The organism is Paenibacillus sp. DMB20 (genome assembly GCF_000987955.1).
In the GTDB taxonomy this organism is placed as follows: Bacteria; Bacillota; Bacilli; order Paenibacillales; family Paenibacillaceae; genus Paenibacillus_AQ.
The window spans coordinates 49365-71485 of the sequence record NZ_LAZU01000013.1; the positions used below are offsets into that span (position 1 = coordinate 49365).

The 22121-nt window shown below is 46.9% G+C and carries 18 protein-coding genes and 4 pseudogenes; 19 read left to right on the top strand and 3 right to left on the bottom strand.

What is annotated here, in order from left to right; genetic code table 11:
* Positions 1-21 precede the first annotated feature (21 nt).
* The 13 genes and pseudogenes from XI25_RS33255 (at position 22) to XI25_RS04770 (ending at position 14143) form a co-directional block, all read left to right on the top strand.
* Positions 22-1032 (top strand): HD domain-containing protein, encoded by a 1011-nt coding sequence (locus XI25_RS33255; RefSeq protein ID WP_160308877.1) that lies wholly within the window; start codon positions 22-24, stop codon positions 1030-1032.
* Between the two features lie 7 nt (positions 1033-1039).
* Positions 1040-1465: a DUF3658 domain-containing protein gene (locus XI25_RS31040; RefSeq protein WP_052759446.1), complete on the top strand. Its 426-nt coding sequence runs from the start codon at positions 1040-1042 to the stop codon at positions 1463-1465.
* Positions 1452-1781, top strand: a complete 330-nt coding sequence (locus tag XI25_RS31045; RefSeq protein WP_052759447.1) for a hypothetical protein — start codon at positions 1452-1454, stop codon at positions 1779-1781. The genes XI25_RS31040 and XI25_RS31045 overlap by 14 nt, the downstream gene beginning before the upstream one ends.
* A 174-nt stretch (positions 1782-1955) precedes the next feature.
* Positions 1956-3404 carry a cardiolipin synthase gene (cls, locus tag XI25_RS04725; RefSeq protein ID WP_046677588.1) on the top strand — a complete coding sequence of 483 codons (1449 nt, stop codon included), beginning with the start codon at positions 1956-1958 and terminating at the stop codon, positions 3402-3404.
* A gap of 193 nt (positions 3405-3597) precedes the next feature.
* The gene (locus XI25_RS04730; protein WP_046677627.1) at positions 3598-4656 is read left to right on the top strand and encodes an acyl-CoA dehydrogenase; all 1059 of its coding nucleotides are present in this window, start codon (positions 3598-3600) and stop codon (positions 4654-4656) included.
* A 1143-nt stretch (positions 4657-5799) separates the two neighbouring features.
* A pseudogene (locus tag XI25_RS04735) lies at positions 5800-6962 on the top strand (bis-aminopropyl spermidine synthase family protein).
* Between the two features lie 241 nt (positions 6963-7203).
* Positions 7204-7881 (top strand): ABC transporter ATP-binding protein, encoded by a 678-nt coding sequence (locus XI25_RS04740; protein ID WP_046677589.1) that lies wholly within the window; start codon positions 7204-7206, stop codon positions 7879-7881.
* Entirely contained in the window at positions 7878-10388 is a 2511-nt protein-coding gene (locus tag XI25_RS04745; protein WP_046677590.1) for an ABC transporter permease, read from the top strand. Before XI25_RS04740 ends, XI25_RS04745 begins: the two co-directional genes overlap by 4 nt.
* Positions 10389-10465: 77 nt before the next feature.
* The gene (locus tag XI25_RS04750) at positions 10466-11158 is read left to right on the top strand and encodes a response regulator transcription factor (RefSeq protein ID WP_046677591.1); all 693 of its coding nucleotides are present in this window, start codon (positions 10466-10468) and stop codon (positions 11156-11158) included.
* The gene (locus XI25_RS04755) at positions 11152-12222 is read left to right on the top strand and encodes a sensor histidine kinase (RefSeq protein ID WP_200901387.1); all 1071 of its coding nucleotides are present in this window, start codon (positions 11152-11154) and stop codon (positions 12220-12222) included. Before XI25_RS04750 ends, XI25_RS04755 begins: the two co-directional genes overlap by 7 nt.
* A 232-nt stretch (positions 12223-12454) precedes the next feature.
* Positions 12455-12859, top strand: a complete 405-nt coding sequence (locus XI25_RS04760; protein ID WP_046677592.1) for a DMT family transporter — start codon at positions 12455-12457, stop codon at positions 12857-12859.
* A 49-nt stretch (positions 12860-12908) separates the two neighbouring features.
* A pseudogene (locus tag XI25_RS04765) lies at positions 12909-13605 on the top strand (Crp/Fnr family transcriptional regulator).
* A 64-nt stretch (positions 13606-13669) separates the two neighbouring features.
* On the top strand, positions 13670-14143 hold the full coding sequence (locus tag XI25_RS04770; protein WP_046677593.1) for a DMT family transporter: 474 nt from the start codon (positions 13670-13672) through the stop codon (positions 14141-14143).
* A 50-nt stretch (positions 14144-14193) separates the two neighbouring features.
* Here XI25_RS04770 and XI25_RS04775 read toward each other — a convergent pair whose 3' ends face one another.
* A complete protein-coding gene (locus tag XI25_RS04775) occupies positions 14194-15339 on the bottom strand; it encodes a TolB family protein (RefSeq protein WP_235439658.1) in 1146 nt (381 codons plus the stop codon).
* Positions 15340-15988: 649 nt separating this feature from the next.
* Between XI25_RS04775 and XI25_RS04780 the strand changes: the two genes are divergently transcribed.
* Together XI25_RS04780 and XI25_RS36700 are read left to right on the top strand one after the other, a co-directional pair.
* Positions 15989-16192, top strand: coding sequence for a hypothetical protein (locus tag XI25_RS04780; RefSeq protein WP_046677595.1), 204 nt, complete (start codon positions 15989-15991; stop codon positions 16190-16192).
* Positions 16193-16262: 70 nt separating this feature from the next.
* Positions 16263-17856 (top strand): annotated as a pseudogene (locus XI25_RS36700) (alkaline phosphatase family protein).
* Positions 17857-18203: 347 nt separating this feature from the next.
* On the opposite strand, the gene XI25_RS04795 reads toward XI25_RS36700, so the two are convergent.
* Together XI25_RS04795 and XI25_RS36705 are read right to left on the bottom strand one after the other, a co-directional pair.
* Entirely contained in the window at positions 18204-18410 is a 207-nt protein-coding gene (locus XI25_RS04795; RefSeq protein WP_046677597.1) for a DUF1657 domain-containing protein, read from the bottom strand.
* The gene (locus XI25_RS36705; protein ID WP_160308878.1) at positions 18388-18873 is read right to left on the bottom strand and encodes a class I SAM-dependent methyltransferase; all 486 of its coding nucleotides are present in this window, start codon (positions 18871-18873) and stop codon (positions 18388-18390) included. The genes XI25_RS04795 and XI25_RS36705 overlap by 23 nt, the downstream gene beginning before the upstream one ends.
* 340 nt (positions 18874-19213) lie before the next feature.
* On the opposite strand from XI25_RS36705, the gene XI25_RS04805 reads away from it, so the two are divergent.
* The 4 genes and pseudogenes from XI25_RS04805 (at position 19214) to spoVAE (ending at position 21962) form a co-directional block, all read left to right on the top strand.
* Positions 19214-20074, top strand: a complete 861-nt coding sequence (locus XI25_RS04805) for a DUF421 domain-containing protein (RefSeq protein WP_046677598.1) — start codon at positions 19214-19216, stop codon at positions 20072-20074.
* Between the two features lie 32 nt (positions 20075-20106).
* A pseudogene (gene spoVAC / locus XI25_RS04810) lies at positions 20107-20593 on the top strand (stage V sporulation protein AC).
* A 2-nt stretch (positions 20594-20595) separates the two neighbouring features.
* On the top strand, positions 20596-21615 hold the full coding sequence (gene spoVAD, locus XI25_RS04815) for a stage V sporulation protein AD (protein WP_046677599.1): 1020 nt from the start codon (positions 20596-20598) through the stop codon (positions 21613-21615).
* Complete coding sequence (gene spoVAE / locus XI25_RS04820; protein ID WP_046677600.1) at positions 21612-21962, top strand: stage V sporulation protein AE; 351 nt, start codon at positions 21612-21614, stop codon at positions 21960-21962. The genes spoVAD and spoVAE overlap by 4 nt, the downstream gene beginning before the upstream one ends.
* The last annotated feature ends 159 nt before the right edge of the window (positions 21963-22121 follow it).

The following is a 22121-nucleotide window of genomic DNA, read 5'->3' on the forward strand; positions in this document are numbered from 1 at the left end:
CGATCGGAGTTGTTTAAACGAATGCGAGATCGAATGGAAGAGATTTTGGAACAGACCGGGAATTTCGTGAAAAAGGAACTGGAGCAAGACAGCAGCGGACACGATTGGTGGCATATCGTCCGGGTGACAAGGACGGCCAAAATGCTGGCCATGCTTGAAAACGCCGATGAATACATATGCGAAATGTCCGCGCTGCTGCACGATGTGGCGGATGAGAAGCTGAACGAATCCAAAGAAGCCGGGATGGATAAGGTCAAAAGCTGGCTCCTTTTGAGCGGGGTCGATTCGAAGGATCAAGACCAAATTCTCGGGATCATCGCCGAGATGTCGTTTGGAAGCGGCAGCGGTAAACCGCCGGTGACGCTTGAAGGCCGGATCGTTCAAGACGCGGACCGTCTGGATGCGATCGGAGCGATCGGGATCGCCCGGACCTTTGCCTATTCCGGCTGGAAAGGCCAGCTGATGTATGACCCGGCACTCAAGCCGCGGGATCAGTTCACCAAGGAGGAATACCGGAACGAACGCAGCACGGCGGTGAACCATTTTTACGAGAAGCTGCTGAAGCTTAAGTCCCGGATGAACACCGAGGCAGCTCAGGTCTTTGCAGAGGGAAGGCATGAGGAGCTTAAACGTTTTCTGTGGGCGTTTGATAGGGAGTGGGGCTTCGCCAATGAATCCAGTTTTGAGGAATCGGTAGGACAACGCGGCGTAGTCTCCCGAATTCATGTTGCATTTGATGCCTCCTCGTCGGGTTCGTTGAAGCTTATGCTTCGTGGAAAGCCGGATGAACGTGTCGTATCGCTGGAGGATAACCTGATGATCGGCCCGCTTCCCGATAAACAGGATGCCGGGAGTACCGCCATGCGATGGAACTGGTTTCTGGGTCAGATGGAAACGTCCGAAGAACGGGATGATTTCAAGGAAATGCTGATGAGGGCTGCCATTGACTGGAGAACCCTGCCTTGCCAGCTGGCAAAATATCAGCTCGGTGGTGTGGGCAAGCGGATCCGCGTTCGAGCAAACGGGGCTTAGAAGACTGATGGCATCCCTGCCGGAAGACGCGGACGTATCCGTCATCAACGCCACAAATGCTTTGAATTCCGAGGCCGTGCAGTATTCCCATACCGGTGAAATTACCCATGAGAAGTTGAGGTCGCTTCTAGGTACTGAAAAGTCATTGACCCGAGAGGATAAGAAAACACTGGCTGAGGACTGGCATCGGCTGGTTGCCGAACAAGGAATGCTAAGGATCATGGAGAACGGCAAGGTTCAAACGGTGCCCGAGGATACTTTTGATCGCTCTATTATCGATGCGGCTCTGGAGCTGGGAGCGTACAAGGGGAAGTTCTTGAAATCCGCGCGGATTATCGGACAAGTGATCGGGTATGCCGAGCAGCGGGTCTCGGACTTTTTTTATAGAATACCGGGTCAAACAACTGATAAAGCAGGAAGTGTTCGCCTTTGAAGGCGAGCTGTCTGCGATGAGGCTGTACAGTATCTCTTTAACCGAAACGGGAAGAAAACGTGCGCAGGCGTCCGCTTCAAACCCTGCCTCAACCGATCCGGAAATGGCAGGGATGATCCAAAATATCGCGAAATCCCACTTCGAGTTTAAAGCCGTTCTGGATGAAATCCGCGAGTTTATGTTAAGTGATCGCTCGTATGACGCCCAAGAGGACAATGAGCTTTACGAGGCGATTAAACAAGCGGCATCCTTGTACGAACAGCAGTTTAGGCAGCAGGCGGCGATCCTGGAGCAGCTTACGAAGGCCGTCCGATAAGAAGACGATCGGGGGAAACGAGTCTGCCTTTTTTCCGGTATAGGTACGCGAAAGCTACGGCCTCCATCTGGACAGAAGTGCCATCCTATTGGTATGCTTATGTTTTGACACCCACCCATATGGTTAGTGGGAACGTTATTTTTGATTCGACAATATACCAAAAGGAAGATGGATATGAGCGTAACGACTTTGCTCCTCGGACTCATTATTCTGCTGAATATTACTCTCGCGTTTGTCGTCATTTTCCAGGAGCGAAGGGATATCGGCTCGACCTGGGCATGGCTGCTGGTACTTCTGCTGATCCCGATTGCAGGATTTATTCTGTACATGTTTTTTGCCCAAAATTTCAGACGAAAGCGTCTCTTCTACTGGGATGAATTCAAGAAAAGCGGACTGGACCGCGGACTGAAATCCCAGGTTTCCCAGTTTAGGGCCCATAGGTTCAATTTCCGGAACTCGATTTCGGAGCGGAATAAAGATTTAATCACGATGAACCTGTTGAACAATCAAGCCGTTCTAACCGAGGACAATGAGGTCGAGATTTTCACGGACGGCAAGGAGAAATTTGAGGCGCTTTTTAAAGATATAGAGGCGGCAACGGATTTCATTCATGTTCAGTATTACATCATACGCAGAGACGATCTCGGCAAAAAGCTGATGGAGCTGCTTTCTAAAAAAGCCAGGGAAGGCGTACGGGTCCGTGTCTTGTACGATGAGCTCGGTTCACGCGGTATCGGCAAAAGATTCCTGAAGGAGCTCCGCGAATCGGGCGGACAGGCGGAAGCCTTCTTCCCGTCCAAGTTTCGGCTCATTAATCTACGCTTGAACTATCGCAATCACCGCAAGCTGGTCATTATCGACGGTAAAGTAGGATATATCGGCGGTTTTAATGTGGGAGACGAATATCTCGGCTTGGACACCAATTTCGGATATTGGCGCGATACGCACCTGCGAATCCAGGGAACGGCGGTTTATTCGATTCAAACCCGCTTTATTCTGGACTGGAACCAGGCGTCCCATGATCATGACATTACCTATTTCCCTAGCTTGTTCCCGCACCTGCCAAACCAAGGCACTGTCGGCATACAGATCGTGTCCAGCGGTCCCGATTCCGAGTATGAGCATATAAAGAACGGGTATCTGAAAATGATCTCTTCCGCAAGAAATTCCATTTATATTCAGACGCCTTACTTTATCCCGGATTCCAGTATGCTGGATGCTTTGCGCATCGCTTCATTGTCGGGCGTAGAGGTCAATTTGATGATACCCGACAAGCCGGACCATATGTTTGTATACTGGGCCACGCTATCGCATGTCGGCGAGCTTCTGCAAACCGGAGTCAATGTCTATCTGTACAACAACGGTTTTATCCATGCCAAAATCTTGGTGGTTGATGAAGAGATCGCTTCGGTGGGAACGGCCAATATCGATTTCCGGAGCTTTAAGCTGAATTTCGAGGTTAATGCTTTCCTGTATGACGAAGGCATCGCCCGAAAGCTGAGCGAAGACTTTCGAAACGATATGCGCGTATCATCGTTATTGACGATGGAGCAATACCTTAAGCGTTCAAGAGGGGTTAAGATCAAAGAATCGATTTCGCGTCTGCTGTCCCCGATATTGTAAGAAAACAACGATCGGCAAAATATAAAGAGAACGCCGATCGGCATATTTCGGAATAGATTGTCCCCGTGTAGATCTGCGGCCCGAAGTTTCCGGCGGGCTGTTTTTTTGTTTCCCGCTTTGGACGGACAAGTTGTTCGAGTTGTTCAGGGTTTCCTGCCGAAAAAGGATGATGATGAGGAAAGCGGTGAGAAAAATGTTATTTACGAACCAGCAGATCGATATGCTCCGGGAGCAGTCGCTGCGGATGGATCAGGAAGGAACCCCAACGCCGGAGGTCCTCCGGTTCATTTATGATGAACGGCTGTTTCATTTGTTTGTTCCGGACGGGCTGGAAGGACGCATGTCCACATTGCCGGATGCCGTACGGATATTCGAGGAGTGTTCAAGGATTGACGGCAATCTGGGATGGCTTGTGACGATCGGGGCGGGAGGAGGCTTCTTTGTTCCATTCATGCCGGAGGATATCAGCCGGGAGGTGTACGCCCGCCGCGAAGCGGTCATCGCCGGCAGCGGCACACCTTCAGGAATCGCCCGGCGGGTGCCGGGGGGCTATAGGGTAAGCGGAAGCTGGAAGTACTGCAGCGGATCGAGTCATGCCACCGTATTTACGGCAAATGCGGTTATCGATCATCCTGATGCCGCCACGGACAAGGGTCATCCGGGAGAACCGGCGATACGTTCTTTCATTTTGCAGCCGCATCAGGTCCGTATCGATCACGACTGGAAAGCGTTTGGACTAAAGGCGACCGCCAGTCACCGGATAGCGGTGGAGGAAGCCTTCGTACCTGAAGAAATGACGTTTTCCATTGCCGAGATGAGGGCCTATCACGGGGAAGTCATCTACAGGTACCCGTTCCTGCCGTTTGCGCAGGCTTCATTTGCGGCGGTTGCTCTGGGCATTTCCCGGCATTTCATGGAGGCAGCCGATGAGCTGATCAAACAGCGGGGGAGTCATGAACCTTTGGTACATCGGTGGAACGAACAGATGAAGGTTTTGGAGCAGGCCAGGTCCGCATTTCATGAAACCATTGAGGAATCATGGTCCGAACTGCTGGATCATGGTGCTTTAACACCGATCGTGGAAGAAAAAGTTTCATCCGTTTGCATATCCACAGCGGGATTGTCGCTGAAATGCGGACAAACATTATTCCCTCTTTTGGGTCTGGCCGCCGCCATGGAGAATACCGCGGTCAATCGTTGCTGGAGAGACCTGCAAACGGCGTGTCAGCATGCTTTGCTGCGAGCGCAATAGAATCATCATGGATGCATTTCTTCGAGGAATGCATCTTTTTTTGCGAAAAAAGTCAATTGGAAATAACGTGCCTGCCAAGATTCGACATACACAACGGCACCGATTATCCCGGTGCCGTTTTCTTGGGGGGGAAGAAGAGGCTGTTACCGATGCCAAGGTGGTGCGGGGCTAAATGCATTCGCCTTGAAAAGAGGCGCAAAAACGGTTTGACATCGCTTACACTAATGCGCTGTAACTAATAAGCTTTTGCAAAGCATTTACGCTTATCCAGGCTGTCGGGAAATTCCCTGCAGCTGTTTTTATATTATCGCTTTCATAACGAAACTGAATGATTCATTTCCATGGGGACATAAATTTGTTTACACGGGAACAAATGTTCTATGTAATAGTGCGTGTAGCTTTGTCTTTGATTTATCTTCCTTTGTTTTATAGCGCAGTGAAAATATGTATTCCCAAGATGTGAATCAAGGTATAATGGAATACGCCTTTGAATCGAAGCCCCTTCAGAATTGCAATATGGCCACTTACAAGAAACCGCGAGTTTTTCTTCACCGGTACAACTTTCAATACATAGAGCAACAGACAGCATTTTAGGCAAGCCGACCATATCATCGTTCTTTCCGGCGGGGAAATCGAAGCGGAAGGGACAGCCGAGGAACTGCTTGCCTCAAGCGGGAGCTTCCGTCAGTTATGGTATGGGGAAGAAACCGGGTGATACCCGGTTTCTTATAACGGGATAGAATCGCTCCTTTTCGGACGGCAACGCACTTGACTTTAGCAAAATATCAGTTTAAAATGATATCAACTTTCACTAAGGAGAGATTTTGATGTCTGAGGTCGTTCTTAACTAATCAAATTCCATACATGAAGTTTTCAGGAAGCTCCGTGAACCTATGGCAGAATTGTCCAGGTTTATTAAACATGCGATCTTGAAGCTTCGGAATTAGTTAAGAACAACGGATAAAACTAGATCCTTAGGGGATGCCTATGATTTTGCGGCCACATCCGTGCTGAGTTCAGCGCGGATTTTTGTTTTTGTGGAGCTTATATTAGGCGTTATAAAAGGGCAGGGATGACGTGTGTTCATCCCTGCCCTTTTTTTATTTATTTTTGGAAAAGGAGCGATAACGATGAAATTTTTTTATTAAACAAGCAAGCGAGCATGTGCAGCTGCAAGAAGGACCGCCGGTGATTGAGCAGCTGCTGATCGAATGTTACCTGAACCCCGGCATTTCCACGAAAGAGCTGGCTCGCAAAACACTGCTGCCCATTCCGGTTGCCACAGCCATCAAAAAAAGAGCTGATCAAGGCGGGAGCGCTTATGCAGGACCGCGGTGTCCGTTGCACAGATGAAGCATCACAGCGGATTGAACAGGAATGGGGCTATGCGGGGTTGGATCGGAGGTTGCACCAAGCCCTTCTCCAAGAGTCGGAATGGACGGATGCATTAAAGGATATTTTGGCCATATTGGAGGCATTGTTTCCGTTACGGCCGCAAGTAAACGTGCAGATTGACCAATCCAAGTGTACGCCGGAAACCAGTTTGCGCAGAGCGGTTCTTTGCTTAAAGCAACACGCGTTGATCGGAAAACGGATTTTGTGCGTAGGTGACGATGATCTGGTCAGCGTGTCGATCGGCCTGCTTTTGCAGCGCCTGTTTCCGACAGGCCAACATGGGGCGACGAGGGTTGACGTTCTGGACATTGATGAACGCTTTTTGCAGTTTATCGGAGATGTTTCCAAAGAACGAAAGCTGCCCATCGTGTGCCGGCAGATGGACCTGCGGGATCCGCTGCCGGAGTCGCTTCAAGGGCAATATGATTGCTTTTTCACGGATCCGCCTTATACCCTTCAAGGCATGAGCTTGTTTGTTTCGCGCGGGATCAGCGCGTTGAAAAAAAGAAAAAGGGTTGCCGATATTCTTGTCCTTCGCGCACAAGTCGCCGGCGTTCATGCTGGCCATGCAGCGCGAATTCGTCCGCATGAGCCTGACCGTCAGCGCCAATTTTCCGAGATTCAACGCTTATGAAGGCGCGGAAATGATCGCAAACCGGAGTCAAATGTTCATTCTCCGCACAACGGATCAAACGGCTCCGGAATACGACGAAGCTTTCACGGATGCCTTGTATACGGGCGAAGTTAAACAAACGCTGAGAACGTACCGCTGCAAACAATGCTCAAATACCGTTTATGTCGGCATCAAAGAGGATATCGCCACGATCGAACAGCTAAAAAACGAGGGATGCCCCCAATGCGGCAGCGACACGTTTGATATGGTGGCAAAACAAAGTATTTCCGGTTTTTAGATTAGGAACCGTCATAAGCATAATCAGAATAATTTCAGCCCCCAGATATTCGCGGTTTTGTTATTAAGCCGCTAAACATGGATAGCTGGGGGCTGAACATCATGACTCAGATGACGGCACTTCAAAAAAGATAAAGGAACCTGTACTTGCGATCTGTCACGAGTTTGTAAGATCTCCTCGCTATCATAGACCGTATAAGGAGCCAATATTATTTAAAATTGATTTAACGGAGATGATAGCTTTGGCGATACTGAGAACCGAAGGATTAACCAAATACTATGGATCCGAACCCAATCTCGTGAAAGCACTGGATGGCATTAATCTGGTGATCAACGAAGGGGAATTCGCAGCGATCGTTGGAACGTCAGGCAGCGGCAAATCGACTTTGCTGCATATGCTCGGCGGACTGGATCGGGCCACGGACGGAAAAGTAATCGTTAACGGTAAAGCGCTGTTTTCGATGAACGATGAGCAGCTGACCGTCTTCAGGAGACGCAACATTGGCTTTGTATTCCAAAACTATAATCTGGTCCCCGTGCTGAACGTATATGAGAATATGACCCTTCCCATCGAACTGGATGGCGCCACGGTTGATAAGGCTTATCTTGACCATATCGTCAGCGTGCTAGGTCTGTCCCATAAGCTGAACAACCTTCCGAACAACCTGTCCGGCGGACAGCAGCAGCGCGTAGCCATTGCACGCGCACTTGCCACGAAGCCGGCCATTATCCTGGCGGACGAGCCGACGGGCAATCTGGACAGCAAGACCAGCATGGAAGTGATGGGGCTGTTAAAAATAACAAGCAGCAAATTTAATCAAACGATCGTCATGATCACTCATAATGAGGAGATCGCGCAGCTTGCGGATCGCATCATACGGATCGAGGACGGTAAAATTGTCGGAGGTGGCATTGGATGATGCTGCCTAATAACAATCGAGCGATTATCAAAAAACTTACCGGTCGTACCTTGAAGGCGAATAAGACGCGTAATTGGATGGTCATGATGGCGATCGCGCTGACAACGTTTTTGATTGCATCGGTGTTTAGCATCGGAATGAGCTATCTGAAATCGTATCATCTTCAGCAAATCCGCGTCATGGGCACTGCCGCGCATTCCGCATTAACGAAAGCGACGGATGGCCAGCTTGAGCAGCTGCACGAATATGATTATGTGGATTCCATAGGAAAGCAGGCGATGGCAGGGCGGATCGTTAGGCTTCCGGAATGGGGCCCGCTCACAGTCAGCTTATACTGGTTTGACCAGACGGAATGGGAACAGCATCGTAAACCCGCGATGACAGACATAACGGGTCAGTATCCACAGCAGGAAGATGAGGTCATGATCGCCACCTGGCTGCTGGAACGTATGGGGATTAAGGAACCCAAGCTCGGCACGGAGATTGAATTAACGACCATCCCGGATGATAACGAAGGAAGAAAATCGGAGGCTGTGACAAGCCGATTTAAATTATCCGGGTACTATACGGAATACATGAATGTTCGCGCAGCCAACCAAGGGATCATCCTGGTATCCGAAGCATTCGCGGATAAGAAGGGAATATCCGTTGAAAAATCCGGCAGCCTTACAGTGAAATACAAAGATGGACTGGATGTATCCGATACATCGTCTCGGCTGGAACGGGACCTGCAATTAAATGAGCAAAGCCGGCAAAAGGTCAAAACGGTTCCTCTCTATGCCTCTTCAGACTCCAATTCAGGGCTGATGATCGGATTCGGCTGTCTCATTTTGTTTATTATGCTGAGCGGATATCTGCTAATCTATAATGTTCTCTATATTTCGGTATCGAAGGATATTCGCTACTATGGCCTTCTCAAGACGATCGGTACGACCCCCCGTCAGATTAAGCGTATCGTTATGGGGCAAGCGTTCCGCTTATCTTTGATCGGAATTCCAGCAGGACTGGCCGTAAGCACGATTGCATCTTTTGCGATTGTACCCCTCGCCCTTAATACTTATAATGTCAGTGAAACCGGGATTGCCATATCGTTCAGTCCATGGATCTTTACAGGAGCCGTACTGTTCGCACTATTAACCACATGGGTCGGCTGTGTCAAGCCTGCGCGTCTGGCTGCGGGAATCTCTCCAATCGAAGCTGTCCGTTATACGGGCGTAACTATAAAGCGCAAGCTTCAACGGGGAACCCATGGCGGTCATCTCCGTCGAATGGCTGTACGAAACATGTTTCGCGATAAGAAGCGTGCGGTTCTTGTTTTCATATCCTTATTTATGGGCATAACCACCTTTATGACGGTGAATACGGTTGTGATGAGTCTGGACTTCGATCATTTCGTGGAGAGCTATATCGATAATGATTTTGAGCTTTACAACAATTCGGCAAATCGGACAGCGACGGGTGAGCGCACTCCATTTATTACGCAGCAGCTGATCGCCGATATTCAAGACATCCCTGGCATTACGGATGTGAGGGCCACCACCACCGAGCCCATTCAACTATTCTATGATCCTGAACTTTACGGCAAGCATAACGAAGCATTTGCGAAGGATTTCGATATCGATCCGGTTACGGAGGAGCAGATAAAGGATAATCCCGAGATGTTCTGGTCCCTTGCGGTCGGAATAGATTCCAAATATGTGAAGGAGATCAATCGTTCGAAGGCACCCATGGATATCGCTGCCTTCGAACGAGGGGAAATCGCTTTAATTTCCACGGATAATCCCGAGCTTTACAAGCTGTCTTCCGAGATGAATTTTAAAATCTTAAACAATGAGAGGCAGTATAAGATTCGACTAGGCGGCTTCCTTCCGAAAAATTTTCAAGTCAGCCGCGGCGGATTGGCTCCCAACATTTATATCAGCGAGCAAGCCATGGATCGGCTGGTGGATGAGCCCTTCGTTGAGCGGGTCAATATCCAGTCTGACGATAAACAGGCGGAATCCATTCTGGCTGAGCTGAAGGGAACGGTGGATTCAATCGGGGGCCTTACCATCAATGCCAAAATCGAGATGGAGGAGAACTTTGCTTCGCTAAAGCTCATGCTCTCTATTCTCGGGGGCGGATTATCCGCCATTTTGGCCCTGATCGGTATTCTGAATTTCATTAATGTCATGTTCACCGGCGTAACCGTAAGAAAGCAGGAGATGGCCGTGATGGAGAGCATCGGGATGACCAAGAGACAGCTTCAGAGGATGTTGGTCTACGAAGGCCTGGGATATGCCATCCTTTCCTCGGGCCTGATCATGACATTGGGCAGCTTGATTACTTATGGCGTGTTCAGGCTGTTTCGGACAGAGGCGGATTATGCCGTATTTACTTATCCCTATGTTCCCACCGGAGCCGCAATCGTCTTTATTTTTGTTGTTTGCCTGTCCGTTCCCGTTGCTGCCTATAAGAGTTCTTCAAAAGAGACGGTTACGGAGCGGCTGCGGAGCAGTGAAGGATAAAACTTATGACCGGGCACATGATGTGTCCGGTTGTTGCGTTATAATGCGTATAAGGGAGATTTAGCGGGAGGATAGGCATGATACAACTACTCATCGTTGAGGACGATCGATTATTGAATCAGGGAATAACATTTGCTCTGAAAAAAGCAGGCTACGAGACGATCAGTGCCTTTACTTATAGCGAGGGAATGAAACTCTATCGACAATACCCTACCATCGGCCTCATTCTGCTGGATGTTAATCTGCCTGACGGCAGCGGCATAGAACTCTGCTCGTTGATAAGGTCCGGCTCGGAGGTGCCGATTATTATGCTGACCGCGAACGATACGGAGCAGGATATGATACTGGGTTTCCAAACGGGCTGTGATGATTACATGGCAAAACCGTTCTCCATCGAGGTGTTAAAGCAGCGCATTCAAGCCGTACTGCGACGTATGAAGAAGGATGATGCCCCCACGAATCGATTCACTAGCGGTGCCTTAATGATCGATTACGACAAAATGACCGTGACCAAGTCAGGCAAGCCTGTTCACTTAACGGCGACGGAATACAAGCTGATGGAACTGCTGACACGCTGCAAGGGCCAGGTATTGACTCGGGAGATGATCGTCGAGAAATTATGGGACATTGACGGCAATTTTGTGGAACCTAACGCTTTGAGCGTTAACATCCGACGTCTGCGTCAAAAGATTGAGGAAGATCCGAAGCATCCATGTTATGTCCGAACCGTATTCGGCATTGGTTATACATGGGGGGAGGAAGCATGGTGAAGAAAGAGAGAATGCAGCATCTGAGAAATAGGTTTGCACTTCTTTATTTCATCCTGCTTGCCATATGTACGGGATTTACCGTATACCTATGGGTAAAGCTTCAACAGCCTGCGATCGCTTGGCTGTGTATAGGCTTCACAGCGATGATCACGCTGCTGTTTGCAGTGGCCATCGGAATGATGCGTCGTTATATGCGAGACCTTATCGTACAATTGTCTGATATGATAGCCGCCATAAGTGATTTAAGGGAAGAGGAATTCATCTCCGTGTTGGATGATAAACTGTTATCCAAGCTGCAGTCCCAGGTGCTTAAGCTGACCCGGCTCATGCGGGTTCATCAGGAGAAGTTGGAATCCGAGCGGGATGAGATGAAGTCACTCATATCGGATATTTCGCATCAGATAAAGACACCGCTTGCAAATTTGAACGTGTATTGTACCTTTTTGCAGGATGAGGACCTGGATGAGTTGCAGCGCAAAGAATTTTCGGTTCATCTCCAGAGTCAGCTGGACAAACTAAGCTGGCTGATGGAAAGCATGATCAAGATGTCACGCCTGGAGAGCGGGATTATACAGTTGCATATAGCTCCGCAAAATTTAAACAATACAATACTGACCGCGGTGAAGCAGGTGCATGAGAAGGCGGTTCAGAAGGGGATTACCATCCATTTTGAACCTGAAACTCAAGTGCTTATGCTTCCGCATGACTCTCGCTGGACAGCTGAAGCCGTCTTTAACCTGCTTGATAACGCTGTTAAGTACACATCCAGCGGAGGTCAGATCCATATTCGCATGGAACCTTATGAACTGTATGCCCGAGTGGATATCGAGGATACCGGTACTGGACTTGTCGAGGCGGAGATCCCACTGGTTTTTGGCCGCTTCTATCGCGGCAGGAACAGCCGAGATACGGAGGGCGTTGGCATCGGTTTATATTTGGCTCGTGAAATTATCTCGCGGCAGGATGGATACATCAAGGTCAGCTCGAAGTCGGGATGCGGAAGCACTTTTTCTATATTTATGCTGCAGGAGCAGAAAGCCTCGGAAGTTAAACGGAGTTCTTGATGACGATTTATTCTCGTACAGGAATCAAATTAAAACTAACTAGTCTTTTTATAGAGCCTGCCTGCCGGGCTTTTTTATTTTTGCCGGCATTGCAATTATAAGATAATCACCGTATTATTTTTTTGCGGTTTAGGACAGATGTCCTTTTTCAAACGCCTTGATCTGTCTTTTAATAATAGAGCAAACCTAATCATTGAGGAGTCTAAGCATATGAAAGGAATCTTTTTTTGCGTTGATCGCCGGGGCATGCATAACGTTGCAAGGCGTAGCCAATGCACGGATAAGCCAAGATATTGGAACCTGGCAAGCGGCAACGGTGACCCAGTTAACCGGTTTTATCCTGGCCTTGATGATTCTGTTGTTCGTCAGGGACGGCGACCCCCGAGCTTTTAAGCAAGTGAATCCTGTCTATCTCACGGGCGGTGCCTTGGGAGCTATCATTATTTTCAGCGAGGTGTCGGCCATTCAAAAGGTAGGCGTTACCTTGACCATATCCGTTTTGCTGATTGCCCAGTTGTGCCTGACTTTTATCATCGATATTAAAGGATGGTTCGGCGTGACGAAGAAAAAGATGAGCCTGCCGCAATTCATCGGCATCGGAATGATGATCGCCGGCGTGGTGATATTGAAAATTTGAGAAATCCATGAAGCAGATGCAGGTTATCCGGCTGGAGGCGAATAAAGGAATGAAAAAAAATAGCGTTCATGAACAATTGAGTGCCTATTTGAAAGAACATCATATCGAATCGGCATTTAATGAACAATTAAAGCCTTACTTGACACTTTACCGCTTCAATCCGGGAGAACTTATCTGCAGGCAGGGAGAGCCTTTCGAGGTGCTGTACGTGTTGGTTAAAGGGAAAATAAAAATCCATACCACCACGGCTGAAGGCAAAGCGTTGATCCTCTCCTTTAAAACGCCGATCGAGGTGATAGGAGACGTTGAATATATTCAAGGAATCGAGATGATCAATACGGTTGAAGCCGTATCGCCGGTCGATATGATTGGCGTTCATCATCAATGGTTAAGAAAACACGGTGCCGATCATTCCCCTTTGCTGCGTTTTTTTATTGGACATCATTACGAAAAAGTTCTACATCAAATCCAATACCTTAAGCTTCAACCTGATGCACCCCGTGGAAGTAAGGCTGGCAAGCTACCTGCTTTCGGTTTCCTTTGAAACATCCGATTCTTTTGAAGGGGAATATGCGGCTATCAGCTTGACGGATACGGCGAATCTCATTGGGACCAGCTACAGGCATCTGAACAGGGTCATCCAGAAATTTTGCGAGGACGGTCTGATTGAACGGCGCAAAAGATCCATTCTTATTAAGGACAGAGAGGGCTTAAGCGATATCGCGGGCCGCAATATTTACGAATAGGCGGGAAGAGAGAGGGAAAGGGACTATTTTCTCCATCATCATAAACAAAAAGAGGGTGATTGCTATGCTGCTGGGCTTATTCTTGGCGGTGATCGCGGGTTCTTTGGTCAGTTTGCAAAATATTTTCAATGCCAAGGTCAATGAGCGAGCCGGTTCTTGGGCCACAACCACATTGGTTTTAGGTCTGGGATTCGCCGCTTCATTGGCTATCAGTCTTATGACTGAAGGCTTAAATACATTTCGTCTGCAAAAAATGGAGTCATGGTACTGGTTTAGCGGTTTGATCGGCGTTGGCGTCGTGATCTGCCTCGTGAAAGGGACAAGGCTGCTTGGTCCAACATACGCCATTTCCATCGTGATGACATCTCAGTTGGGCTTTGCTTTGCTGTGGGACTCGCTTGGTTGGTTAGGGCTGGAAAAGGTTCCTTTTACCTTTAACCAGCTGCTTGGCGTACTTGTCATCCTCGGCGGCATCTTTGTCTTTAAACTCGGGGGCAGCCGCGAGACCAGGGATTCATCTCCCTTGGCCTCGAATTAAAGCCCGTTCCCAGGTTCAATCCCCATCCAAGGGAATGCTGCAGCGAATGACTAATGAATAAATGAGAGGGTCCGTCCCAGTGGGATTAAGTGGTTTTGGTCGGCCCATAAGATGAAATATGGGTACAAGTTGCCTTGAATCACAATGGGATATGGATATCTGACAATGAGTGCCGCCTGATTTCTCATTTCAACGGGCTGGTCTTCAGAAGGAAATATCAAACAGGCCTCTTGGGATTGCACTATGGCAGGAACGATTCGTGGATTGGATCCATAGGGTTTTAATATGTGGAACGCTTCCGACCTGCATACTTCATGAATTCCCTCCTCAGAGGAGATCGCGGATATTTGAAAAAAACCGTCGCTTCCTTCGAAGCGTTCCTCGGTGACTTTTTGCCAGCTTGCCGGATAATAGAAGGATACTTTGTAATCGGGATTGAGGTATAAGGCATAAGGATGAACATCATGTGTTCGCGGTGACCATTTCAGTGCTGTGATCCGTCCTGCTTCAATGGCTTTCATCGGGTGAACAGGGTTTCTTGCATCAACGATCCAAATTTGATCTGCTTGCTCTTGAGTAGTGCATCCCGATAAGTAAGCGATTCGATTTCCGTCCGGCGACCAACTCACGGGGGTGGCGAAGCAAGTTGAGGACGCCAATGTTTTTTGTTGTCCTCCAACCCTGCTGTCGGTCTGGATTAAAGAAATATATCGATTCTCCACCAAATCGGTAGCGCTGTAAGCGATAAGCGAGGAGTCCGGTGACCATTCGGGGAAATAATTTTTAGCCTGCGGTCCGCCTTCAATAGAGTAGCTTTCACCGGTTGCCAGGTTCACTGTGGTTATCAAGGATATGCTGACTCCTGGCGATGTGTATAGGGCAAACTGTCCGTCGGGTGATAACCTGACATTGTGGAGCGGTCCTTGCGTATTTTGAGTCAATTGCCGTTTGTTCGTGCCATCCCGGTTGATTGCGTACAGCTGAACGTTTCCGGCTTCATCCGGCGTGGCAAAGAGAAGAGCCGTTCCTGAAGGAAACCATTGGACATCGGCGGCTCCTTCTTGAATAATCGTACTGCTGGCATGGGAGACAATGTTGTAAATCACAATGCGTCCGTTTTTCACATAACTCAAGTATTGGCTATCCGGCGACCAACTAAGCAAAGTATAGGGTTCAATTTGATCGATTTGCGCCATTTCCCTACGGGCTAAACTCATCACGTAAACGATATTGTTTTTTCCGATGAAGGAAAAGTATCTCGTATCCGGTGACCAATAAGGAATCGAAAACTCCTCGCCCAGATTTTGGGTCAGCTTAAAAATGTGACCCGTTAAAGGCTGATAAAGCCAAATGTCGTAGGAAACTCCCCCATAATTTGAAGTAAAGAGGATAGCTTCACGGTAACGAAGATCCATGTTTCATTTCACCCTCCACGTTTAATCTCCTTACAGTGTATTCAAGAGAAGCAGATAGGCGAATGCCGGGAACATGGCCTTGCTTTAGCGAGGAAGGCAGGATCAATTCGACTTGTCCAGATTAATTTACCAGAGCTTGATCAAAAAGGCGTACAACTCTTCATGCACGTCGTCTTTTCGCGAACAAGTATAGATTCTTTAAACTAAAATCGGCTTTCTCCTTTAACGAAGGGGAGGCCGATTTGTTATTTCCCGCTGTCTAAATACCAAAACCAAACCATCAATGGATTCTGATGCCTAATATAAAGAATAAATTCCTTTTTTAGGGGGGATATATAATTATCTATTATAAGATGACTAGGAGGCAGGGTTATGGTTTTATTTAAAACCATGTTTTTATAACAATCAAAGTATAAGAAGCATTTCGTAAATGCATCCTGTTAAGGTAGACCGGACGAAGGCGAGGCCGAAGGTAAGCATTATCGGGGAGTTTTGGGCGATGACGACGGAGGGAGACGGCATCGATCAACTGCAGCGGTTTCTGGAAAATGAAGGGGCCGAGGTAGAAGTTCAATCGGTTACGGCCTGGATTCTCATTCGGGCTGGCGTTACGATACCCGCTCCATCTTCATGAAATAGGGAAAGGGCATGTTCAGGCTCTGTGTCACTTCCCGCCAAATTAGCATTCAAAGGAGGGGAATCCGATGTTTCAGAGAATTAAAAATGCCACTATTCTCGTTTTATGTCTAAGTTTGCTTGTTAGTGCTGGTTGCAGTAGGACGGAAACCGGCGAACGGACAACTCAAATGAAGACCAAGCCAAATATCACGTCAAATCAATCTGCCAAACCTGTCGTATTGATCATGATTGATTCTTTAATGGACAAGTCCCTCCATAAAGCGATTCAAGCCGGCCGTGCACCCGCATTAAAGCATTTGCTCAATAACGGGCAATATTTTGAGAAAGTCGTGAGTTCTTTTCCCGCGATGTCCGTAACGATTGACAGCTCATTATTAACAGGGACGTATGCAGACCAGCATCATGTGCCTGGACTTGTTTGGTATAGCGATAAAGAAAACCGCATGATTTACTATGGCAACGGTGCCAAGGAATCGCTTAAAATTGATCAACTTCAAGTATTAATGGATGCGGTTTATCAGTTGAATCAAGTTCAATTGAACAAAAAAACGAAAACGATACATGAAGAATTAGCCGAGAAAGGAAAAGTTTCCGCATCGGTCAATGCCATCGTTTTTAGAGGGAATACGAAACATACCTTAAATGTGCCGCGATGGATAGCTTACAGTACGCGGTTGCCTGAACACGTCAACGTAACGGGACCAAAATGGTTATCGTATGCGGCGCTTGCGCAGCAAGACCCAAAAAAACGACCGGAATACTCGAGTTTGGAAAAAATTCGGCATGAATAACGATTTTTCCGCCCAAGAGCTCGCATATCTTATTAAACAAAATAAGCTTCCGAACGTAACCATTGCTTATTTTCCGGAAAATGATAACACCCTCCATAGAAAAGGCCCTACAGAGTTGGAAGGTATCGAAAAAGCCGATCAAGCGCTTCAGGAGGTGCTTAACGCTTACGGTTCATGGGAGCAAGCATTGAAGAAAGCGGTATGGATCGTCATGGGAGACAGTGGACAAAGCTATGTATACGATGATCGCGAAAGATCCATTGTTGATTTACGGCAATTGTTGAACCGTTACCGCATAGCAAAAATAAATCAACCCATAGGGACCGAGGATCAAATCGTGATATCCGCAAATGAACGAATGGCCTATGTGTATGCATTAGATTCAAAAATTAAATTATCCGACATTGTGAAGCTTTTGAAAAAAGAGGAAAAGCTCGATATCATCGCTATAAGAGATGGAAAAAATATTAATGTTACTAAAGGGAAAAGCGATAAAGTTTTTTCTTATTGTCCTGGCGGAAAATATGTGGATGAATATGGTCAATCGTGGTCGTTATCAGGCGCCCCCGAACTTGCGGATATTACGATTACGAGCAATCGGATCAAGTATGGAAAGTATCCTGACGTACTTGCGAGATTATACGGAGCTATGCATTCTCATGAGGGAAGATATGTTGCCGTTACGGTACAACCTGGTCATGAAATCATTGGCGAAAGTTCCCCGACCCACGTCGGCGGGGGCGCCCACGGTTCGTTGCATGAATTGGATTCCCTCGTTCCATTAATCGTATCCGGAACGAATAGCCGGCCGAAGACTCTACGAATAATCGATATTAAAGACTGGGTTCTGAAGTTGGCAGATGAATGAATCCAGAGGATAAATTGAAGCAGCCGGTATTCGGCTGCTTATTTGTTTCCCTTTATAAATGTCATCTCTGCGGTGAAAATCAAAATAAAGAAAATGCCTACCTTTGATTTTATTCAAAGATCAACTAATTATCTCCAGTTTAATCTACGTCTTCGGGTGATACCAAGGGCAGCAGCACCAACTCCTAAAGCTAATAAAGAAATGATCGTTTTACGATTATTCATTCTCCCGAGAATGGACGTCATCCATTGCATATATGCTCACCACCTCTTGATGAATTGGATCAAGCCGATTTCCCCAATCCGTAAGATGGGAAATCGGCTGAAAACGTATCAGGGGCGAATTCATTAAAAGCCTTTATATTGGGGCTCTTCGTTTTCCAATTGTTGAACGCGGCCTTGCACTTGCTGAACGATTTGGTCCGTTTGCTGCGCTGCATTTGTAAAAAGCGTTTTAGCTTCTTGATTTTGAGTTGATAATGCAAATTGTTCAAGGCTCGCTTGCGCGCTTTTCAAAGAAGCGAGGCAAGTTTTAACTTGGGACGCAACTGTCACCGATATCACCTCCTTTCAAGGAGTTAGCTATAGTTTCATGCGTAAAATGATCAAATGCAGTTCCTTTTTTTGTAGCGGAAAAAAAGATTTCATTATAAAGAAAGCATTTTGTAAACTTCTTCAATACTTGGCACTCATATTGAGCAGATTGAAACAAGTCCAAATAACTCTTCTCGTTTCGTATATATTCTCCATCATCATACCAATTCATGAATCGGTTATTCCATTTCCTTCGATCACATAGATACGGCTCCATGACAATCACTTTTCCGCCCGGTTTCAAGATCCTTTCGAATTCAAGCAGATACCCCCTGATTTGCTCGTCATCGATATGATGAAGAACGGCTAAAATGAAAATATAGTCAATTGAATCATTTTGGGCTGGAATGCGATTTTTCTTTAGTTTTCCAAATGGAAATGGTTTTTTTATATGTTCATGGATATATATTTTTGTGTGAACCACTTCGGACGAACAAACCAATGATACATTCGTGGAGATAAAGGCACCTATTCACCACCTTTGATTTTATGTAACAAAAAGTAATATAACTCAGTTACCGGGTAAACATTCAAGGAATAAATTAGCTTTACCCATATTCACTACATTTACGGCCATAATAATGTAACTCAATTTTCCCAACGACATTCAAGGGAAAAATTATATGAACATACAAAATTTACTTTATCAATAGCCCAGAAAAACGTTTTCCTTTTACGGAAAACAATTATAAGTTTGATGTCCGTCTTTTGGACAAATAATTTAATTTGTTCAGAAATAATGTTGACTGGAGGAGGATCAAACTGTGCCGGAATGGTTAGGAATTGCCTTTCGTACATTATTGGCCATAGCCGTCCTTTTCTTGATGACGAAATTGTTGGGAAAAAGGCAAATTTCCCAGCTTTCGTTCTTCGAGTACATTACAGGAATTACAATCGGCAGCTTAGCAGCGTACATTTCGTTGGATTTGGAAGCAAATTGGTATCTTGGAATAATTTCTTTGGGGGTTTGGGTTGCGGTATCTGTCGGCATTGAATTTTTACAGATGAAAAGCAAAAAGGCCAGGGACTTTATAGACGGCAGAGCTACGGTGCTCATTAAAGACGGTAAAGTATTAGAAGATAATCTGAAGAAAGAACGTCTCAGTACCGACGAATTGATCGAGCAACTCAGAAGCAGAAATGTCTTTAAAGTGGCGGATGTTGAATTTGCGGTAATGGAGCCAAGCGGCGATATCAATGTGTTGCTCACTAGAGAAAATCAACCGTTGGCGCCAAATCATCTTGGCATTAAAGTCGGAGCTGAACAAGAACCGCAAACCGTAATCATGGATGGCAAGATCATGGATGAACCTCTGGCAACAATCGGATTAAACAGGGAATGGTTAAATACCGAACTGGAAAAGTTAGGAATTGCCGTCGAGAATGTATATCTTGGTCAAGTGGATTCTTACGGGCAATTTTATGTCGACTTGTTTGACGATCAGATTAAAGTTCCGGAGCCTCAAGTCAAGGCGACAGTATATGCTACTTTGAAAAAATGCGAAGCAGATCTAGAGCTGTTCGGCTTGTCGACAAAAAACAAAGAGGCTAAAGAAATGTACGAGCAGTGCGCAAAACAACTGCAATCCGTTATTTCTGAAGTAAAGCCGTCCTTGCACAATTGAAATGAATCCCATAAGGGGGTAGTTGAGATATTATGTCAAATGATAAAAATAAAGAGCTGACTCCGGTACAGCAGGAATATCAAGAACTTGCTAAGAAAAGAGAGCCAGCCAGACCGATTTTTCAAAACTGCATACGGGCTTTTATTTCCGGCGGCACGATCTGTTTAATTGGACAGGCTATACAGGAAATGTTCGTTCATTGGGCCGGATTTAGCGAGAAAGAGGCCAGTGACCCAACTGTTGCCGTAATGATTTTAATCTCAGTTATTCTTACTTGCATGGGCGTATACGACAAAATCGCGCAGTGGGCAGGAGCCGGTTCTGCCGTACCCGTTACAGGGTTCGCCAATACGATGGCTTCCGCAGCAATTGAACATCGAAGCGAAGGAATGGTTCTTGGGGTTGGAGGAAAAATGTTTAAGCTTTCCGGTCCTGTCATTGTATTCGGTGTAGTGGCGGCTTTTTTTAATCGGAGTCCTGCATTTGATTTTTAATCCCGGCGCTGTGGGGGGATCTTAAATATGCTGAAAGGTCATCAAAGCTGGATTTTCGAAAACCGCCCATCCATACTCGGCACCGCGACCGTCGTCGGTCCGTTCGAAGGACAAGGGCCGTTAGCCGAAGATTTCGATATCATTCACGGGGATTTGTACTTGGGACAAGATAGTTGGGAAAAAGCGGAACGAACCTTGTTGGAAGAAGCGGCCAAGCTCGCCATTGAGAATGCGGGATTAACGCAAGAGCAAATCAATTTCTTTCTCGGCGGCGATTTGATGAATCAAATTATTAGTTCCAGCTTTGCTGCAAGAACGCTAACGATTCCTTACATCGGCATATTTGGGGCATGCTCAACTTCAATGGAAAGCTTGGCACTAGCCGCCAATCTTGTCAATTCGCGTTCAGCCCAGTATGCATTGTCCAGTGCATGCAGCCATAACGCGACAGCGGAAAAACAATTTCGGTATCCGACCGAATACGGCTCCCAAAAGCCACCAACTGCACAGTTTTCTGTAACCGGAGCAGGAGCTAGCGTTGTTTCGCAGACAGGTAAAGGACCTTATGTTACTTCCGCAACGATTGGCCGGGTCATCGATATGGGCATTACGGATCCATTCAATATGGGAGCCGCGATGGCTCCTGCGGCAGTAGACACGATCCAAGCCCATTTCCGTGATTTTCGGATCGAGCCCGGGCATTACGATCTGATTGTGACAGGCGACCTGTCTAAAGTGGGATATGAAATCGCATGTGACTTATTTGAGAAACATAAAGTGCCAATGCATCAAACGGAATATAAAGATTGCGGAATGATGATTTACGATTACGAAAAACAGATGGTACAGGCTGGAGCTAGCGGTTGCGGATGCTCGGCGGTCGTCACGTATGGCCACCTGCTGAAACGATTGCGCAACAATGAACTAAACCGGATTCTGGTTGTGGCAACCGGAGCGCTGCTTTCACCGATTTCTTACCAGCAAGGAGAAAGCATTCCCTGTATCGCACATGCTGTTTCGATCGAAAACGAGGTGGGGAAAATATGATTTTTCTATGGGCGTTCGTGATTGGCGGTGCTATTTGCGTATTCGGTCAAATATGCTTCGACGTTTTCAAACTGACTCCAGCGCATACCATGACATTACTTGTCGTTCTTGGGGCTGTCGGGGACGGATTGGGTCTTTACGATCCATTCATCGAATTTGCCGGAGCCGGCGCTTCCGTCCCGATTACAAGCTTCGGCAATTCCCTAGTGCACGGTGCCTTGGAGGAAATAAAAACGAGCGGCTGGATCGGCATTATAACAGGCATATTCGAAGTCACTAGTGCGGGCATCTCAGCAGCCATTATCTTTTCATTTTTGGCGGCTTTGTTCATTAAGCCCAAGGGATAAATCGGTATGTATAATATATTACTCGATACGATAACTCCCATCTTAGCAACAGGCCAAGATGGGGGTTATTTGAATTCAGACATTTGATTGTGTTTCTAAAACAATAAAACCGTACTCCTGCTTGCAGCAATTTCTAATGTCTAACCTCCTTGCCCAAAG

What these genes read in the sequence shown, in the direction of transcription:
- XI25_RS04755 (WP_200901387.1), top strand. Translation starts at nt 11,152, where the DNA reads ATGGTGAAGAAAGAGAGAATGCAGCATCTGAGAAATAGGTTTGCACTT.
- XI25_RS04780 (WP_046677595.1), top strand. Translation starts at nt 15,989, where the DNA reads ATGCATCCTGTTAAGGTAGACCGGACGAAGGCGAGGCCGAAGGTAAGC.
- XI25_RS04770 (WP_046677593.1), top strand. Translation starts at nt 13,670, where the DNA reads ATGCTGCTGGGCTTATTCTTGGCGGTGATCGCGGGTTCTTTGGTCAGT.
- XI25_RS04730 (WP_046677627.1), top strand. Translation starts at nt 3,598, where the DNA reads ATGTTATTTACGAACCAGCAGATCGATATGCTCCGGGAGCAGTCGCTG.
- cls (WP_046677588.1), top strand. Translation starts at nt 1,956, where the DNA reads ATGAGCGTAACGACTTTGCTCCTCGGACTCATTATTCTGCTGAATATT.
- spoVAD (WP_046677599.1), top strand. Translation starts at nt 20,596, where the DNA reads ATGCTGAAAGGTCATCAAAGCTGGATTTTCGAAAACCGCCCATCCATA.
- XI25_RS31040 (WP_052759446.1), top strand. Translation starts at nt 1,040, where the DNA reads ATGGCATCCCTGCCGGAAGACGCGGACGTATCCGTCATCAACGCCACA.
- XI25_RS04750 (WP_046677591.1), top strand. Translation starts at nt 10,466, where the DNA reads ATGATACAACTACTCATCGTTGAGGACGATCGATTATTGAATCAGGGA.
- spoVAE (WP_046677600.1), top strand. Translation starts at nt 21,612, where the DNA reads ATGATTTTTCTATGGGCGTTCGTGATTGGCGGTGCTATTTGCGTATTC.
- XI25_RS33255 (WP_160308877.1), top strand. Translation starts at nt 22, where the DNA reads ATGCGAGATCGAATGGAAGAGATTTTGGAACAGACCGGGAATTTCGTG.
- XI25_RS04745 (WP_046677590.1), top strand. Translation starts at nt 7,878, where the DNA reads ATGATGCTGCCTAATAACAATCGAGCGATTATCAAAAAACTTACCGGT.
- XI25_RS04775 (WP_235439658.1), bottom strand. Translation starts at nt 15,339, where the DNA reads ATGGCGCAAATCGATCAAATTGAACCCTATACTTTGCTTAGTTGGTCG.